This is a genomic window from Psychrobacillus sp. FSL K6-1415 (genome assembly GCF_038003185.1).
Lineage (GTDB): Bacteria > Bacillota > Bacilli > Bacillales_A > Planococcaceae > Psychrobacillus > Psychrobacillus psychrodurans.
The window spans coordinates 1,383,008-1,399,169 of record NZ_JBBOOQ010000001.1 but is presented as its reverse complement, the minus strand read 5'-3'; the positions used below and the strand labels follow the sequence as shown (position 1 = coordinate 1,399,169).

Sequence of the window (16,162 nt, the reverse complement as noted above, 5' to 3'; positions counted from 1 at the left end):
CTCAATGATTATACAAAATCCTGCAATTTAATGAAAGAGTCACTGTAATTTAAACCCCTGTTAAACACTACTATTATTTTCCGTTGTAGGCGGACCCTTACCCCTAATTTTAATTGAGCTTTTATGTAAACACGATAAATAAGTAAAGTCATATAAAACTCAATATAGGCACCTTTTGGAATAGATATCTTACATATACATTCCGCCATTAACATGAATTGTTTGACCTGTTATATAATTTGCGTCTTCTGATGCTAAAAATGCAACAGCCTTAGCAACATCCAATGGATTCCCAAACTTAGCCAGAGGGATCTGACTAAGCATTTGAGACTTAATATCCTCTGGCAAGGCATCTGTCATATCTGTTGTAATAAATCCTGGAGCAACCGAGTTCACCGTGATATTACGACTTGCCAATTCTTTTGCAGATGACTTTGTTAAACCAATAACACCTGCTTTTGCAGCGACATAATTTGCCTGCCCTGCATTACCAGATACACCGACAATGGAAGTGATATTTATGATTCGGCCAGCACGTTGTTTCATCATTTGTCTTGTGACAGCTTTTGTACATAGAAAGACACCTTTTAAGTTCGTATTAAGCACATCATCCCACTCTTGCTCCTTCATACGCATAAGAAGATTATCTCGAGTGATACCAGCATTGTTCACTAAAATATCTACAGAACCGTATTGTTCTATAGTTGAGCTTATTAGATTTTGAACATCATCTGATTGGTCGACATTCGCTTGAATTGCAAATGCCTTTCCACCAGTTACCTTAATCTCTTCTACAACTGCATCCGCTCTATCTTTACTACCACTATAGTTTACAGCTACCATTGCTCCTTCTTTTGCTAAATATAGAGCAATATCTCTCCCTATCCCACGAGAGGCACCAGTTACAATTGCAGATTTACCATCTAATTTACCCATTTTGTGCATCTCCTAACTCTGTAATAACTTGCTGTAACGTCACTTCATCATACACACAATAAGTAGTTACAGATCGATCAATTTTTTTCACTAAACCACTTAATACTTTTCCAGGACCACATTCCACAAAGACGGTAGTTCCTAGCGCAATCATTTGTCGAATTGATTCTTCCCATCGAACAGGTGAATACAATTGTTCTACAAGCAAGTTTTTAATATGACTAGCATCTGTAACCGGTTCAGCAGTTACATTGGAAATTACAGGTATAGAAGCTTGTCGTAATTCGACCGCTGAAATAGCGGCGTCTAATTGCTCCGCTGCAGGTCTCATTAATTCGGAGTGGAATGGACCACTAACAACTAAAGGAATTGCTCTTTTTGCACCAGCTTCTTTTGCTTTACTAGAAGCCAATTCTACTCCAGAAGCGGTACCCGAAATAACAATTTGCCCAGGACAATTTAAGTTAGCTATTTGGACAACCTCACCATTTGCTGAAACAAAATCTGTGACAGCAGACAATTCTTCTCTGCCCAATCCTAGTATCGCTGCCATTGCCCCTTCTCCTGCTGGCACTGCCTCGTTCATATATACCCCTCTTTGATGAACCAATAAAACAGCTTCCTCAAAGCTTAGAACATTTGATGCAACAAGGGCAGAATATTCACCTAAACTATGACCAGCAGTGAAATGCGGAATGATTCCAGCTTGTTTTAGTTTGTATGCAACCATTGAACTTGCAGTTAGCAATGCTGGCTGTGCATTATAAGTTTTAGTAAGATCCTCAGCAGGTCCATGTAACATAAGCTCACTCAAAGAAAATCCTAATACCTCATTTGCCCGCTCATAGAAAGTACGGCATTCTTCATTATTCTCTACTAATTGTTGACCCATCCCTACTGATTGAGATCCTTGTCCAGGAAAGATAAAAGCTATTTTAGTCATTGGATGATTCCTTTCTTAATGTGGTAGAAATGATGTCTGCAACATTATGCTCCACCATTGTTCGAGCCTGTCTTATTGCATGATAGATTGCACGACCGTTTGAAGACCCATGGGCTTTAATAACAGGAGCCTTTAGTCCGAATAAACCTGCACCACCATATTCAGAGTAATCTAGGGTATTTTTTAATCCTTTAAGTTCACTTTTAACCAATAAAGCAGAAATTTTCGTTTTAGCGGATGTATTAAAAGCTTCCTTCAATAAAGTAAATATACCCGAAGTAGTACCTTCAATCGTTTTAAGTACCATATTACCAGTAAAACCATCGGTTACAACAACGTCTGCTACTCCAGTAAGTAAATCTCGAGATTCAACATTGCCTATGAAATTAATCGGGGCGTCCTTTAAGAGAGTAAATGCCGCTTTAGTTAGCTCGTTCCCTTTAATATCTTCCGTCCCAATGTTCAATAGCCCAACACGAGGATTTGAAATTCCTCGAACTTTCTCAGCATATATGCTACCCATAACCGCAAACTGCTCTAAATGCTCTGGTTTAGCATCCGCATTAGCCCCTAAATCCAGCATAACAAATCCTTTACCATCTAGTGTAGGTAAGGTTGGCGCTAAAGCAGGTCGATCTACTTGATCGATTCGACCAACTATAAATAATCCTGCTGCCATTAAAGCACCAGTATTCCCGGCTGACACACATGCATTCGAATCTCCATTTTTCACGGATTCCGCCATTTTAACCAGCGAGGAATTTTTCTTTCTTCTAATTGCACGAACAGGTTCATCCGTTCCTTCAATTACTTCATCTGTATGTATAACCGTTAAACGTTCATGATGTCTGATTAAAGAAGCAAGCTTTTCCTTATCACCATATAGTTGAATTTCTACATCAGCGAACGCATCTAATGCCTCATAAACACCCTTTACAATTTCATGAGGAGCATTGTCGCCGCCCATTGCATCTATCGAAATTTTCATTTTTTATCACCTTTTTTATGACATTGTAACTCTGTACATACTAAATTGACCTACGAAAACAGTCTCATTTTCAACTTTACTAGTTACCTCTATTATCGTACTATTCTTTTCGGCATCACTATTTGTTACTACCGCTTTTGCAATTACACGATCACCTGCTTTTACAGGTTTGACAAAAGTAAGGTTTGACTTTCGAGTGAGTGCAAGATCGTCATTTATAACCGCAACAGCCAATGAATTTGCCTGGGCAAATAAATGGTGTCCTCTTGCTATACCATTTCTAGCGAATACATGATCTTTTGTAATATCCAATATCGAAATGGCTTGCTTATCAAGATCTATATCTATAATCTCTCCAATTACTTCATCAATTGGAAGGGATTTGACCTCTTCTTCAAAGTTATGAGCAGCTACAGATTTAATACGTTCCCGCAATTCTGGAATAGATAATTCCATTCTATCCAATCGAATAGTTTGAACGCTCACTTTGAAAGTAGAGGCTAAATTTTCATCTGTAATAAACGGATTTTTCTCTAGCGTCTCTAGAAGTAATTTCTGCCTATCTTTTTTGGAGTATTTCATTTCTTCACCACCATTTTAGCACTTGGTACTAATATCAGTATATAAATATTAAAAAAAGAATGCAAGAATTGATTCAAAATCATTCTTACATTCTCTTTAATCAATTCGTTCACCGTCCATAGCTTTTGAATTGATTAGTATATCCCTAAGCAAGGTCATTTCATCAGAATTCCAAAATTCTTCAGAGTCTAATAACCTCTCTGCATCTACCTTGGCAGTATTCAAAGCCCTATAATCGTGTACAAGATCTGCTACTTTAAACTCTGGAAGCCCACTTTGCTTTTTCCCGAAAAAGTCGCCAGCTCCTCGAAGCTCTAAATCTTTTTCTGCTAGGACAAATCCATCGTTTGTCTCGGTCATGGAAATCATTCGCTCTTTTCCTTCTTCGGACTTTGGATCAGCTAGCAATATACAATACGATTGATATTCACCTCGACCAACTCGCCCACGCAATTGATGAAGCTGAGCTAAACCAAAACGTTCTGCATCGAAAATAATCATAAATGTTGCATTCGGAACATTCACGCCAACCTCTACAACAGTAGTGGAAACTAATACTTGGATGATGCCTTCTGAGAAATCTCTCATTACTGCTTCTTTCTCATCAGAATGGAGTCTTCCATGCATTAATCCAACTGTAGAGTTACCCTTCAGTTCCTCAGACATCATATTATACACATCCACTGCATTTTGGACATCGAGCTTTTCAGACTCCTCGATTAAGGGACAAATTATATAAGCTTGTCTCCCAGCGGCCAGTTCATTTTTTAATCGAGCTATTAGTTTATTTAGCTGATCAGGCTTCATCCAATGAGTTTCTATTTTCTTACGACCTGCAGGCATTTCGTCAATAATGGAAACATCCATTTCACCAAAAGCCGTAATTGCTAAAGTACGAGGTATAGGAGTCGCAGTCATAAAAAGGACATCTGGATTTTCACCTTTATCTTTTAGGACCCTCCGCTGCTCCACGCCAAATCGATGTTGCTCATCTGTTATAACAAGACCGAGCTTTTTAAATTCAACATCTGGTTGAATTAATGCGTGTGTACCTATCAAAAGATCTATAGTTCCAGCTTCAAGATTTTCTAATACTGCTCTTCTTGCTTTAGCTTTTGTAGAACCTGTCAGCAATGCAATTCTGACACCCATTGGAGATAGCCATTCATCAAGTGAGCTTGCATGTTGCTCAGCTAATATTTCTGTCGGTGCCATAAGCGCGCCTTGATACCCTGCTGTAATAACTGCATATAAGCAAATAGCAGCTACAATTGTTTTCCCGGATCCAACATCGCCCTGTAGAAGGCGGTTCATACGATGAGGTTCACGTAAGTCTCGACATATTTCATTTACTACTCTTTTTTGAGCACTTGTCAGTTCATAAGGTAAAGTTTCTATTAACTTTTTAACTAAGTCATTATGGAAGGCAATCCCATTTCCGATGTTTTGTTCTTTTCGCACCTTTTTTATGGCCTGCATTTTTAATTGAAAAACTAGTAATTCCTCATATACAAAGCGTCTTCTCGCATCTTTAGAATGCTCCGCATCTAGTGGGAAATGAATACCTTCTAAAGCATCTGATATACTTGGTAAACGATATGGTACTCGAATAGACTCTGGTAATGGATCTACTAGGGATCCCTTCATTTGAGTTAATGCTTGCCTCATAAATTTTCGAAATGTTTTTTGATTGATTGAACCTTTAAGAGAATATACCGGTTCAAAATCCTGTAAGTCCGTTTTTGGACCAATCGAAAAAGTGGAGACATTAATAACCTGTCTACCTCGATCCCATTTTCCTGTGACTGTTACAATGGAACCAGGAATAATTTTATCTTTTAAATAACCTTGATTAAATAATACAGCTTTTATTAAATGCTGCCCTGCCAGAATACGGACTTGCATTCTGGATTTGTTCTTCCCTAAAAAAAGAAGTGAAGGCTCGCTTTCGACCCTTCCCTCTATCGTAACTCGTTCATTATGCGCTGTTTCTGCTAAGTTCTTCAGTCGGAAATCCTCGTGTCTATATGGAAATGTCATGACTAAATCCTCTAATGTAACAATTCCTAGGTCCTGTAATGCTTTAGCTGTTCCAGTTCCAACTCCTTTTAAAGAAGTAACTAGATCATTCTTACTAGTTTCCACTTCCCACTACTGCCCCACCAAAAATTTTAGCTTCCAACCACTTACCGGTAGGAGTTGCTGCAAGACCACCCTGACCTGTTTCTCTTAGAGAAGCAGGCATCGTCTGTCCAATTTTATACATAGCATCAATTACTTCATCACAAGGAATTCGACTCGTCACACCCGCAAGTGCCATATCGGCTGCAACCAACGAATTAGAAGCACCCATGGCATTTCTTTTCACGCAAGGTACTTCGACTAGTCCAGCTACAGGATCACAAACTAATCCAAGCATATTTTTTAAGGTTATCGCAAAAGCTTCGGCACATTGAGCAGGAGACCCGCCAGCCATTTCTACTATTGCAGCAGCAGCCATTCCTGATGCTGATCCAACTTCAGCCTGACAACCACCTGCTGCTCCTGAAATAGAAGCATTATTTGCAACTACAAATCCAAACGCACCAGATGTGAACAAGTAACGTATCATTTGCTCTCTTGTAGGATTCAATTTGTTTTTAACCGCAAATAAAGTACCTGGAACTACTCCTGCAGACCCTGCTGTAGGCGTTGCACATATCGTTCCCATAGCAGCATTAACTTCGTTAGTTGCTACAGCTTTGCTTACGGCATCTAACATCAGCTCTCCAGTTAACGTATTCCCTTTTTTAAGATAGTTTTGTAGTAGAACAGCATCCCCACCAGTTAAGCCTGAAGTAGACTGAACCCCGCGTAATCCTTTTTCTACAGCTTCTTCCATCACCGTCAAATTACGATCCATTTGAGCCATTATTTCTTCTCTTGAACGATCCGTAATCATTATTTCTTGTTCTATCATTATTTCGGAGATAAGTTTATTTTCCTGGGTTGCTCGCTCCACTAATTCGCGAACATTACGAAATAGAACTTCCATTTGTATTCCCCCTTAATCGGCGATTCTAGTTACTTGCGTAATATTAGGTAAATCGCTGATTTCTTTTAATAGTTGTGCATTCACATTTTGATCGACTTCAATAACCATTAATGCCATATTCCCTTTTTCTTTACGTGAAACTTCCATATGTCCAATGTTAATATCATATTTTGCCAAACAGTTCGAAACACTTGCAATACATCCTGAACGATCCTCGTGAACTACTAAAATAGCAGCTAAATCACCAGATAGACGTAGCGGAAAACCATTTAACTCCGTAATTTCCGTCTTTCCTCCACCAATTGAGATTCCGACCATAGACATTTCTGAAGTTTCGTCGCCAATAACGATGCGAGCGGTATTCGGGTGCTCAGTATTTGCAGTTTCTGGTATAAATTCATATGTTAAGCCTGCTAGTTGTGCATCTTCAAACGCTGTCTTAATACGTTCATCAAATGTATCGTAATCTAGCAATCCACCAATAATAGCTTTGTCTGTTCCATGTCCTTTATAAGTTTCAGCAAAAGATCCATATAAATGTATTTTAGCCCATGTAGGCTGTTTTCCAAATAAGTCTCTAGCCACTCTTCCAATGCGAGCCGCCCCTGCAGTATGTGAGGAGGAGGGACCAATCATGACAGGTCCGATAATATCAAAAACAGATTTAAATTTCACTGATTAAACCTCCACAAGATGTTTTAGTAATCCCATTTTACACTCAAAGCAGAAAATAAACAAAGTATTGTATTTTGTTAAGTTAAGTGTTGAGCAAATGGATTACGAAGATATATTATCTATTATATGTTTTGAAGTGAATCGAGACAATATAAGGAGTGGTTAGATTTAAAGGATAAATTTTCCCTTCCACATGTAAATCTCACTTAGGAGCAAGAAATCAGCTTGGTTAGCATATTAATTTTCATATGAATGAATCAATTTCATAAAGAATATTATATAGTTAAATCCGAACAAAGCTGATTTCCGCTCTAGGCGGCGCTTTCCTCGGGCACGGCTTCAATCTCCTCGTCACCACGAAAACATATGCTCCTGCTGTTACTCGTGCTGGTCCCGCTGGAGTCGCCGCCTGCCACTCCAATCATCGGGATCGCTTTTAAAAAAACAAATAATATATTGCGATATTAAGTAAACATGCGTATTTTTAAAAGAAACAAGTAATTATGAATTTGACTCGAATAAAGCAAGAAAAAACCATGTAGAGAAAAATTCTCCACATGGTTTTTGTATTATTCTACAGATAAAATATATGGGTATAATGGCTGTTTACCATTATAGACTTCTACTTCTACATCTCCGTATTGCGCTTCGATAAAAGCAGCAAATTCGTTTGCTTCCTCTTCACTTACGTCTTCTCCGTATATGACAGTAACAATTTCAGCTTCTTCGTCCATTAATGATTGGATCAAGCTAGTAGTTACCTCTTTTAAGGAAGGATTAGAAAGAACAATCTTACCTTCTGCAAGCGCCATAAAATCGTCTTTTTTGATTTCTACACCATCTATTGACGTATCACGAACAGCAAATGTAACTTGTCCAGTTTTGACATGTGCATATGCTTCAGTCATATTGTTTTTATTTTCGTCTACGGTTGCTTGTGGATTAAAGGCTAATATTGCAGCCATTCCTTGTGGGATAGTTTTAGTAGGAACTACCGCAGCTTCAATTCCCAGTATTTCCGCAGCTTGTTCAGCAGCCATTACAATATTTTTATTGTTCGGTAAGATTAAAACTCGCTCAGCTCCAACTGCCTCTACAGCTTTAACAATATCCTCAGTTGAAGGATTCATTGTTTGTCCGCCCTCAATTATTGCTGATGCTCCTAGGCTTTTTAATAATTCCGAAACTCCTGGCCCCATCGCTACAGTAACAATCGCATATGGATGAATTTCAACTTTTTTTGCAGTTGCTTCAGAAGAATATCCTTCTCCAACGATTTCTGTATGCTGCTGACGCATATTTTCTATTTTTATCTTAATGAGGTCCCCGTATTGTTGACCGTATGTTAGAACCTCACCAGGCGTTTCTGAATGAATATGAATTTTAGCAATTTCATCATCAGAAATCACTAGTAAAGAATCGCCATATTCACTTAAATCATTACGGAATGCCGTTTCATTAAATGCTTTTTTGCCTTCTTCAAAACGAACCATAAATTCTGTACAAAAGCCGAATTCAATATCTGCAGTATCCATAAACCCTTGAACATTCATATGATGTTCAGCATTGACAAGGTCATCCATTGAAGTACCTATCGTTTTACTTGGCAACGCTTCACCTTTTAGACTTGCTAAAAACCCTTCATATACAAATACAAGTCCTTGTCCGCCACTATCAACTACTCCAACTTCTTTTAATACAGGTAATAAGTCTGGTGTTCTATCTAAAGATTTTTTTGCTTCTATTACAATTGCTTCCATTAGTTCACGAATATCATCCACATCTTCGCTAACCTCTACAGCTTTTCTAGCAGAATCCTTTGCGACAGTTAAGATGGTACCTTCTACTGGTTTCATTACTGCTTTATATGCAGTTTCAACACCGTAATTAAGTGCATCTGCAAATTGTTTTGCATTTAATACATCTAATTGTTCAATCGATTTACCGAAACCACGGAACAATTGTGATAAAATAACGCCTGAATTTCCACGAGCCCCCATAAGTAACCCTTTAGAAAGTGCTTGAGCTGTTTTTCCAATATGTTCATTTGTATGTGCAGCTGTTTCTTTTGCACCTGAAGTCATGGATAAGTTCATATTAGTTCCTGTGTCACCATCTGGAACAGGAAATACATTTAATGCATCTACATAATCTGCGTTCTGGAAGAGATGATGCGCTCCCATCTGAACCATGTCTGCAAATTGGATACCATTGATTGATTTCATTATTTTCTCTCCTTATTTACACGTTAGCCACGCGAACTCCTTGAACATACACATTAACGGATTTCACTGACATACCAAGAGATTTGTTTAGTGTGTATTTTACTTTTGACTGTACTTGATAGGCTATTTCTGAAATTTTCGTACCGTAGCTAACAATTATATACATATCAATATGTAGATTATCTTTTTCTTGTCTAACTAAAACACCTTTAGTGAAATTTTCTTTTCTTAATATATCTGTTAATCCATCTCGAATTTGATGCTTTGATGCCATACCAACTATCCCATAGCATTCAATAGCTGCTCCACCAGCAATTTGAGCAACTGTATCTTGTGATATATCAATTAGTCCGAATTCATTTTTCAATTCAATTGACATGATAAGACCTCCCAAGTCTTTTTGACTATCCTTTATTGTACTACACCCATTAAAATTATAAAAGAGACGTTTACATTCGTCCACTTTTTCAATGTTTTAGTGATATGTGTTAGTTAGTAAATGAATAAACTTTTAAGTAAATTTGGGAAATCAGGTAAAAAGACACTCTGTCCTTTACTAGTCCTAAGAATACCCTTTTTAAAGATTTTCATAACTAATTTAGAGCCTCTGCGTTGTATACTGTCCTTTTTATTCTATAGGCACTTAAAGTACCATGAACACAGATGAAATATACTTAAGAAGCATTTATATCCTAATATTTAATGAATGATTTGATCTTAATTTATCTTTACTTGCTCTCACCTATCGTTTACTTGCTTCCACCTAAAGCTTACTTGCGGTCGCAAAGGATTTACTTGCTCTAAGTCTATATTTACTAGCGATCTATCACCAATTACTTGCGGAAAGGATAATTTTACCAATATATTTTATTCCTAATGGGGAGAATCAAATTACTAAAGTTACTTTCTACTCGTTGGGTCGAATGCATTGGATAATGCCTTTATATGACCCGGCATATTCATCGTGTTTATCATAAACGTTTGATATTAATTTATGATTAAGGACTACTACTTAACTGATTGTAGCGTAAGGCGGCGACTCCAGCGGGAAAAGCGTTAGATGAAGACCCCGCAGGAGCATATGTTGGCCAGCTCCAGACGCCAGCAGCTCGATCGCTTCAGAATTGTAGAAAAGGCAAAATACGCCTTTTACTACAATTCTTCCAGCGCTTTTCACTGCTAAACGGCATCTTGCGCTTTTCTATGCTGTCCAGCTCCAGCGCCTAGCCCCTCGAGTCGCTTCAAGATTTCAATAAAGGCAAAATACGCCTTTCTTGGAATCCTTCCAGCGCTTTTCGGGTCTTATACAGGCGCTTGCGCTTTTCTATGCTGTAAAGGTTTTTTTCTTGATAAGTCTTGCACTTCATTATGGTCTGTGGTAAATTATTAAAGTATGTGAAATATCGAACTGAAAAATCTTTCAGCTTCTTTTTTAAAGGAGGAAATATAATGCCAAAAGTATGTGCAATCACTGGGCGTAAAGCTCGTTCGGGTAATGCTCGTTCTCACGCAATGAACTCTACAAAACGTACATGGGGAGCTAACCTTCAAAAAGTACGTATTCTTGTAGACGGTAAACCAAAACGTGTATGGGTTTCTGCGAGAGCTTTAAAATCAGGAAAAATTGAGCGCGTTTAATCGCCCTCATAATTAATGCCAGGCCGACAATAGTCGACCTGGCATTTTTTCATTTCTTCTTCTCTTCTTTTTTAAATAGCCGTATACAAACCTTCACAAAACTACTCACCGATTTAGGCAATCTAAATGTGTAGACCTTCACACAATTCCTCCCTTTTAGTCGCTGCTTCTTATCATTAAACATATGCCCGCAGTAAAAGAGATAGTACCAGTTCGATCTTTAAGTTCATTGCTTGTAAATTTAGCATTACCAACATTTATATACTCATCTTTTACATCGTATAGAAAACCTTGTAAATTCATATTCTTCACATGTTCTCCAAAAGAGAAGAAAGAAACATACTTATAATGATTATCAAAACTAATGGTATGAGTTCCCGATGGTAAAAATTGAATGATATTTTGATTGTTTTGGATGGTAAAAATAATAGTTGGATTTTCCATTTGAAAACGACAAATATCATGGAGTGCCGCTTCATAATGATCTAAACGTCCACCAGTAACTCCTGTTACGATTACTTCTTCAGGTTTATATTCTAAAGCAGTGAGTATTGCAATATGAGTATCGGTTTCATCTTTTTCCATTTGTAGTTCTGTTACTTTTTTTATTTTTTGCTTCATGAAACTTTGCTCTTCTAGCGTAAGTGAATCAAAGTCCCCTATAGCTTCATTTGGCAATATTCCCGCTTCTAGCAGCCCCAAAGCTCCACGATCAGCGCCTATAAAAATAGCTTCATCTGTATGAAAAGGAAGTTGTTTAAAATCAACAACTTCCTTAGATGGTCCACCTGAACAAACTACTACTCGCTTCATTTTGGAACTACACTTAAACCAGCTTCTTTAATCGTTTGAAGGGCTTTTGCTTTGTCAGGAGCGTTATAAATTGCAGATCCAGCAACTAATATAGTAGCCCCTGCTTCGACACATGGTTTAATTGTTTCTTCATTGATACCGCCATCAATTTCTATTTCAATAGATAAATTACGTTCTTTAATAATATCTGATAACTGCTTTACTTTAGGTACAACAGAATGTATAAACTTCTGTCCACCAAATCCTGGATTAACAGTCATGAAAAGAACCATATCAATATCCTCTAATACATGTTGTATTGTTTCGATCGGTGTATGAGGATTTAAGACTACTCCAGGTTTTACACCGAATGAACGGATTAGTTGAATCGTTCTATGCAAATGTGGACATGCCTCTACATGAACTGTAATGTAATCTGCTCCTGCCTTGGCAAAAGATTCAATGTATTGATCCGCATTTTCGATCATCAAATGAACATCTAAAGGTAGCTTCGTGAGTGGACGAAGCGCTTCTACAACAATTGGGCCCATCGTAATATTCGGAACAAAATGCCCGTCCATTACATCAATATGAATCAGTTCTGCACCCGCTTTTTCAACTTCTAATACCTCTTCTCCTAATTTAGAAAAGTTTGCTGCTAGTATAGACGGCGCTATTTTCACCATAATTTAGTACCTCGGCTTTCTATCCATAATTTCTTCTAAGAATTGTAAATAATGTTTGTACCGATATGATTTTATCTCCCCGGTATCGACTGCTTCTTTCACTGCGCATTTTGGTTCTTTTACATGCATACATTCTCGAAACTTACAGTCATTTTGCTTTACCACAAACTCAGGGAAACAACGGTAAAGTTCCTCTTTTTCCATCAAATCAAACTCAAACGAACTAAAACCCGGTGTATCTGCAAGTAGTCCCCCGCAAACCTCAATAAGTTCCACATGCCTTGTTGTATGCTTACCTCGTCCTAATGCGTTGGAGATTATACCTGTTTTTAAATCTAAGGAAGGTAAAATCGTATTTAACAAGGTTGATTTACCCACGCCGGATTGGCCTGCTAGAACGGTTGTTTTACCTTCTAATAAAGGAGTAATTTTCTCATCAAACGCAGGATCATCTTTATATGTCATAAACAACTGATAACCTATTTTTTCGTAATCCTTCATATATTCCCTAATCTGAGTTTCTAGTTTCTCATCCATCAAGTCGCTTTTAGTCAAACAAATAATAGGCTCAATATGAAATGATTCTAATACAACCAGAAAGCGATCCAATAAGATTGTATTAAAATCAGGTTCTTTAATTGAAAATACCAGTATTGCTTGATCAATATTAGCGATAGGTGGACGGACCAAATTATTCTTTCGTTCATGGATGACTGTAATTGTACCGTCATTTTTTCCTTCCACTGTATAATCAACAAAGTCACCAACTAATGGTGATTCACCTCTGTTTCTAAATACACCTCTTCCACGACATTGAATAACCTTTCCATTATCATAAACATAATAAAATCCGCTTAATGCTTTTCTAATTTGACCTGTTGGCATCCGAAACCTCCCTATTCTAAATCTTCATACGGTATTGTCTCTCGTACAAACTCAGTGGAGTTTATATCAATCCGATATGTTGCTTTTTCACCTTCACTAATTTCTAATTTCAAATGTTTTACTACCGTTTCAGTTAAGACAAATTCTTCGACTGGCTCGGCCATTGTACGAGTTTTATCTTGAATATAAATTCTAACTACTTGCTCTTGAGCAACAGGTTGCTCGTTATTTTCTTCCTCATCACTACCATTTTCTTCATCCGCTTCTTCTACTACAGGCTGTTTATAAGGGATCGTAACAGATTTTACGACAGTCTTTGTAGGCTTGGCCTTTGGACCATCCGAAATAGTTACTTCTATCGTGCTTCCAGGACTCACTTTTGTATTTGGTTTCGGTGTTTGATTTATCACATTTCCTTTTGGAACGGAGTCATTTTTACTCTTCACATATTTTATTTTAAATCCAGAAGATTTTTCATAATCCTTCAAAGCTTTCTCGTTCCAATCAGTCAAATCGCTAACCGTACGTAAGTCAGGACCTTTACTGACAGTAAATAGAAGATCCGTTTCATCTGGAATAATTTCTTTACCTACACCTGGTGTCTGCTCAATTATAGTACCTTTGGGCTGGTCGTCAAAAGCTTCCTCTGTTTCTATATTGAAATTTTGTAATAATATTTTTACTTGATCTATATCTTTACCGACATAATTTTCAAGGACAAAGGATTCTTTTCCTGAAGAAACAAATAAATGAATTTCAGTATTTTTTTCACGAAGCTTGCCCGCTTCCGGTGTCGTTCGAATTATCTTGTTTTCTTCTACTTCTTCTGAAACCTCTAATGTTTCATCGCCAATTATAAATCCTTCTGACTCTAATTGTTCAATAGCTTCTTCTAGTTCTAGGTTTGATACATCTGGTACTGGTATCTTATCAGCCTTAAACAGTCCAGGAAAAACGATGAACAAAAGCAATAATAAAAGAATTATTCCCCCTAGAATTCCACCAATTATTTTCCGTTTTTTGTTCTTATTTTTTGGCTTTACCGGTTTCGTAACCTTATTTGAAGCGGACATTTTTTTTGTTTCAGTAACTTCATCAAATGAAACAGGCTCTTTAATAACTGGCAATACCTTCGTGGCATCATCATCAACAGCTACTACGAATTTCTCCTCACCAGCTCTTTCAGGAGATAATGCAGTAGCCAAATCCGCTTCCATTTCTTCTGCAGAACGGTACCTGTCCTTCGGGTCTTTCGCTGTGGCTTTTAACACTACATTTTCAATACTTTGCGGTATAGATGGAATAATCTTTCGTATCGATGGCGTTTCTGTTTGTAAATGTTTTAATGCGATTGATACCGCGGACTCTCCTGAAAATGGGAGTTGTCCAGTTAAGAGTTCAAATAAAACGATACCTAATGCGTAAATATCTGACTGTTTTGTTGCCGTACCACCTCGTGCTTGTTCAGGCGATAGATAATGTACTGTACCTAATACAGAATTCGTCTGGGTATAGGAAGTTGCACTTAGTGCCATCGCAATACCAAAATCAGTTACCTTTACATTTTCCTCTTCATCCAACAAAATATTCTGCGGTTTAATATCTCGGTGAATAATATGATTATTATGAGCGGTTGAAATAGCCGACGTAAGTTGCTTCATAATCATTACAGATTTCGTTGGGGAAATCGGTGCATTCAGCAGTATGTATTCTTTTAACGTTTTGCCCTTAACATATTCCATGACAATATAGTGAATATCTTCATCTTCACCTACATCGTAAATATTGACAATATGGGGATGGGTAAGGCTTGTTGCAGAAAGGGCCTCACGTTGAAAACGACGGTGTAATTCTTCTTCATTAGAAAAATCATATCGCAACACTTTGATCGCTACATCACGATCTAAAATCATATCATGTGCCAAGTAAACATTGGACATGCCGCCTCCGCCAATCATTTCAAGTAACTTGTATCTGCCACTTATTCTTTTACCTATTAGCATCCTCACACCTCCTTGTCGTTGTTAGATAATAGGATTAAAGAAATATTATCTTCTCCGCCTGACTTATTTGCCTCATCTACTAAAACTTGCCCTTTTTCTTCAAGCGTCTTTTTAGAATATAAAATGGACTGCATAAATGATTCACTTATCTTATTGCTTAAACCGTCTGTACAAAAAAGTAAATAAGAGTTTGGGTGAAAAACAATCTCATAAAAGTCTGGTTGAATTGTACGTTCAGTACCAATCGCTTTCATTAATACATTTTTATTGGGATGTGTCTTCGCTTGTTCCTCACTAATTTCCCCAGAATCTATAAGAACATTTACATACGAATGATCTCGAGTAATTTGAAGGACTTGCTCGGGTGATATTAAATAGACGCGGCTATCCCCAACATGAGCGATAATTCCTTGATGATTTTCAAACAAACCAGCGATTAATGTCGTACCCATACCTGCACATTCTGCACTCACTTTAGAATGCCTACTAACAGTTTGGTTGATCGATTGAAATGTATAGGTTAACCAATCTCTAGCTTTTACGATAAACGGATTGAATGCAGCAAAATATTTTTTAAACTCAGTAACAGCAAGCTCACTCGCAACGTCTCCTGCTTTATGACCACCCATACCATCTGCGATTACAGCCAATAACCGTCCGTCTTCTCGCAAAAAAACCTCTACTCTATCTTCATTTACCGTTCTTTTCATTCCTACATCCGTCTTCACAACAAACTTCATCTTATCATTCACCTCTTTTGAATTTGGCAAAGAGT

At 37.6% G+C, this 16,162-nt stretch carries 16 protein-coding genes; 1 reads left to right on the top strand and 15 read right to left on the bottom strand.

Annotated features, from left to right (window positions below):
• Nucleotides 1–189: 189 nt before the first annotated feature.
• The 9 genes from fabG to MKY60_RS06415 all read right to left on the bottom strand — a co-directional run bounded on the left by fabG (nt 190) and on the right by MKY60_RS06415 (nt 9,762).
• A complete protein-coding gene (gene fabG / locus MKY60_RS06455; RefSeq protein WP_093494441.1) occupies nt 190–936 on the bottom strand; it encodes a 3-oxoacyl-[acyl-carrier-protein] reductase in 747 nt (248 codons plus the stop codon).
• The gene (gene fabD, locus MKY60_RS06450; protein WP_340929101.1) at nt 929–1,879 is read right to left on the bottom strand and encodes an ACP S-malonyltransferase; all 951 of its coding nucleotides are present in this window, start codon (nt 1,877–1,879) and stop codon (nt 929–931) included. Before fabD ends, fabG begins: the two co-directional genes overlap by 8 nt.
• On the bottom strand, nt 1,872–2,867 hold the full coding sequence (gene plsX / locus MKY60_RS06445) for a phosphate acyltransferase PlsX (protein ID WP_340929099.1): 996 nt from the start codon (nt 2,865–2,867) through the stop codon (nt 1,872–1,874). Before plsX ends, fabD begins: the two co-directional genes overlap by 8 nt.
• A gap of 15 nt (nt 2,868–2,882) precedes the next feature.
• Entirely contained in the window at nt 2,883–3,449 is a 567-nt protein-coding gene (gene fapR / locus MKY60_RS06440) for a transcription factor FapR (RefSeq protein ID WP_090562672.1), read from the bottom strand.
• Nucleotides 3,450–3,545: 96 nt separating this feature from the next.
• Nucleotides 3,546–5,594, bottom strand: a complete 2,049-nt coding sequence (recG, locus tag MKY60_RS06435; RefSeq protein ID WP_093494438.1) for an ATP-dependent DNA helicase RecG — start codon at nt 5,592–5,594, stop codon at nt 3,546–3,548.
• Complete coding sequence (gene sdaAA / locus MKY60_RS06430) at nt 5,584–6,483, bottom strand: L-serine ammonia-lyase, iron-sulfur-dependent, subunit alpha (RefSeq protein ID WP_090562679.1); 900 nt, start codon at nt 6,481–6,483, stop codon at nt 5,584–5,586. The genes recG and sdaAA overlap by 11 nt, the downstream gene beginning before the upstream one ends.
• A 12-nt stretch (nt 6,484–6,495) precedes the next feature.
• Nucleotides 6,496–7,158: an L-serine ammonia-lyase, iron-sulfur-dependent subunit beta gene (gene sdaAB / locus MKY60_RS06425; RefSeq protein ID WP_090562682.1), complete on the bottom strand. Its 663-nt coding sequence runs from the start codon at nt 7,156–7,158 to the stop codon at nt 6,496–6,498.
• 569 nt (nt 7,159–7,727) lie between these two features.
• Nucleotides 7,728–9,383, bottom strand: a complete 1,656-nt coding sequence (locus MKY60_RS06420) for a DAK2 domain-containing protein (RefSeq protein WP_093494437.1) — start codon at nt 9,381–9,383, stop codon at nt 7,728–7,730.
• Between the two features lie 16 nt (nt 9,384–9,399).
• Nucleotides 9,400–9,762: an Asp23/Gls24 family envelope stress response protein gene (locus tag MKY60_RS06415; RefSeq protein ID WP_093494436.1), complete on the bottom strand. Its 363-nt coding sequence runs from the start codon at nt 9,760–9,762 to the stop codon at nt 9,400–9,402.
• Between the two features lie 1,070 nt (nt 9,763–10,832).
• Here MKY60_RS06415 and rpmB point away from each other — a divergent pair.
• Nucleotides 10,833–11,021, top strand: coding sequence for a 50S ribosomal protein L28 (gene rpmB / locus MKY60_RS06410; RefSeq protein ID WP_090562690.1), 189 nt, complete (start codon nt 10,833–10,835; stop codon nt 11,019–11,021).
• 49 nt (nt 11,022–11,070) lie between these two features.
• On the opposite strand, the gene spoVM is transcribed toward rpmB, so the two are convergent.
• Genes spoVM through MKY60_RS06380 form a run of 6 tightly spaced genes read right to left on the bottom strand, consistent with a single transcriptional unit; the run spans nt 11,071 to nt 16,157 of the window.
• Nucleotides 11,071–11,205 carry a stage V sporulation protein SpoVM gene (gene spoVM / locus MKY60_RS06405; protein WP_235753847.1) on the bottom strand — a complete coding sequence of 45 codons (135 nt, stop codon included), beginning with the start codon at nt 11,203–11,205 and terminating at the stop codon, nt 11,071–11,073.
• Nucleotides 11,178–11,834 (bottom strand): thiamine diphosphokinase, encoded by a 657-nt coding sequence (locus MKY60_RS06400; protein WP_340929096.1) that lies wholly within the window; start codon nt 11,832–11,834, stop codon nt 11,178–11,180. The genes spoVM and MKY60_RS06400 overlap by 28 nt, the downstream gene beginning before the upstream one ends.
• Nucleotides 11,831–12,499 carry a ribulose-phosphate 3-epimerase gene (gene rpe, locus MKY60_RS06395; RefSeq protein ID WP_093494434.1) on the bottom strand — a complete coding sequence of 223 codons (669 nt, stop codon included), beginning with the start codon at nt 12,497–12,499 and terminating at the stop codon, nt 11,831–11,833. Before rpe ends, MKY60_RS06400 begins: the two co-directional genes overlap by 4 nt.
• Before the next feature lie 3 nt (nt 12,500–12,502).
• Nucleotides 12,503–13,384 carry a ribosome small subunit-dependent GTPase A gene (gene rsgA, locus MKY60_RS06390; protein ID WP_090562700.1) on the bottom strand — a complete coding sequence of 294 codons (882 nt, stop codon included), beginning with the start codon at nt 13,382–13,384 and terminating at the stop codon, nt 12,503–12,505.
• Between the two features lie 11 nt (nt 13,385–13,395).
• A complete protein-coding gene (gene pknB, locus MKY60_RS06385; RefSeq protein WP_340929095.1) occupies nt 13,396–15,387 on the bottom strand; it encodes a Stk1 family PASTA domain-containing Ser/Thr kinase in 1,992 nt (663 codons plus the stop codon).
• Between the two features lie 2 nt (nt 15,388–15,389).
• Nucleotides 15,390–16,157 (bottom strand): Stp1/IreP family PP2C-type Ser/Thr phosphatase, encoded by a 768-nt coding sequence (locus tag MKY60_RS06380; RefSeq protein ID WP_340929092.1) that lies wholly within the window; start codon nt 16,155–16,157, stop codon nt 15,390–15,392.
• Between the last annotated feature and the right edge of the window lie 5 nt (nt 16,158–16,162).

What these genes read in the sequence shown, in the direction of transcription:
- fabG (WP_093494441.1), bottom strand. Translation starts at nt 936, where the DNA reads ATGGGTAAATTAGATGGTAAATCTGCAATTGTAACTGGTGCCTCTCGT.
- fabD (WP_340929101.1), bottom strand. Translation starts at nt 1,879, where the DNA reads ATGACTAAAATAGCTTTTATCTTTCCTGGACAAGGATCTCAATCAGTA.
- plsX (WP_340929099.1), bottom strand. Translation starts at nt 2,867, where the DNA reads ATGAAAATTTCGATAGATGCAATGGGCGGCGACAATGCTCCTCATGAA.
- fapR (WP_090562672.1), bottom strand. Translation starts at nt 3,449, where the DNA reads ATGAAATACTCCAAAAAAGATAGGCAGAAATTACTTCTAGAGACGCTA.
- sdaAA (WP_090562679.1), bottom strand. Translation starts at nt 6,483, where the DNA reads ATGGAAGTTCTATTTCGTAATGTTCGCGAATTAGTGGAGCGAGCAACC.
- MKY60_RS06420 (WP_093494437.1), bottom strand. Translation starts at nt 9,383, where the DNA reads ATGAAATCAATCAATGGTATCCAATTTGCAGACATGGTTCAGATGGGA.
- MKY60_RS06415 (WP_093494436.1), bottom strand. Translation starts at nt 9,762, where the DNA reads ATGTCAATTGAATTGAAAAATGAATTCGGACTAATTGATATATCACAA.
- rpmB (WP_090562690.1), top strand. Translation starts at nt 10,833, where the DNA reads ATGCCAAAAGTATGTGCAATCACTGGGCGTAAAGCTCGTTCGGGTAAT.
- spoVM (WP_235753847.1), bottom strand. Translation starts at nt 11,205, where the DNA reads ATGTTTAATGATAAGAAGCAGCGACTAAAAGGGAGGAATTGTGTGAAG.
- MKY60_RS06400 (WP_340929096.1), bottom strand. Translation starts at nt 11,834, where the DNA reads ATGAAGCGAGTAGTAGTTTGTTCAGGTGGACCATCTAAGGAAGTTGTT.
- rpe (WP_093494434.1), bottom strand. Translation starts at nt 12,499, where the DNA reads ATGGTGAAAATAGCGCCGTCTATACTAGCAGCAAACTTTTCTAAATTA.
- rsgA (WP_090562700.1), bottom strand. Translation starts at nt 13,384, where the DNA reads ATGCCAACAGGTCAAATTAGAAAAGCATTAAGCGGATTTTATTATGTT.
- pknB (WP_340929095.1), bottom strand. Translation starts at nt 15,387, where the DNA reads ATGCTAATAGGTAAAAGAATAAGTGGCAGATACAAGTTACTTGAAATG.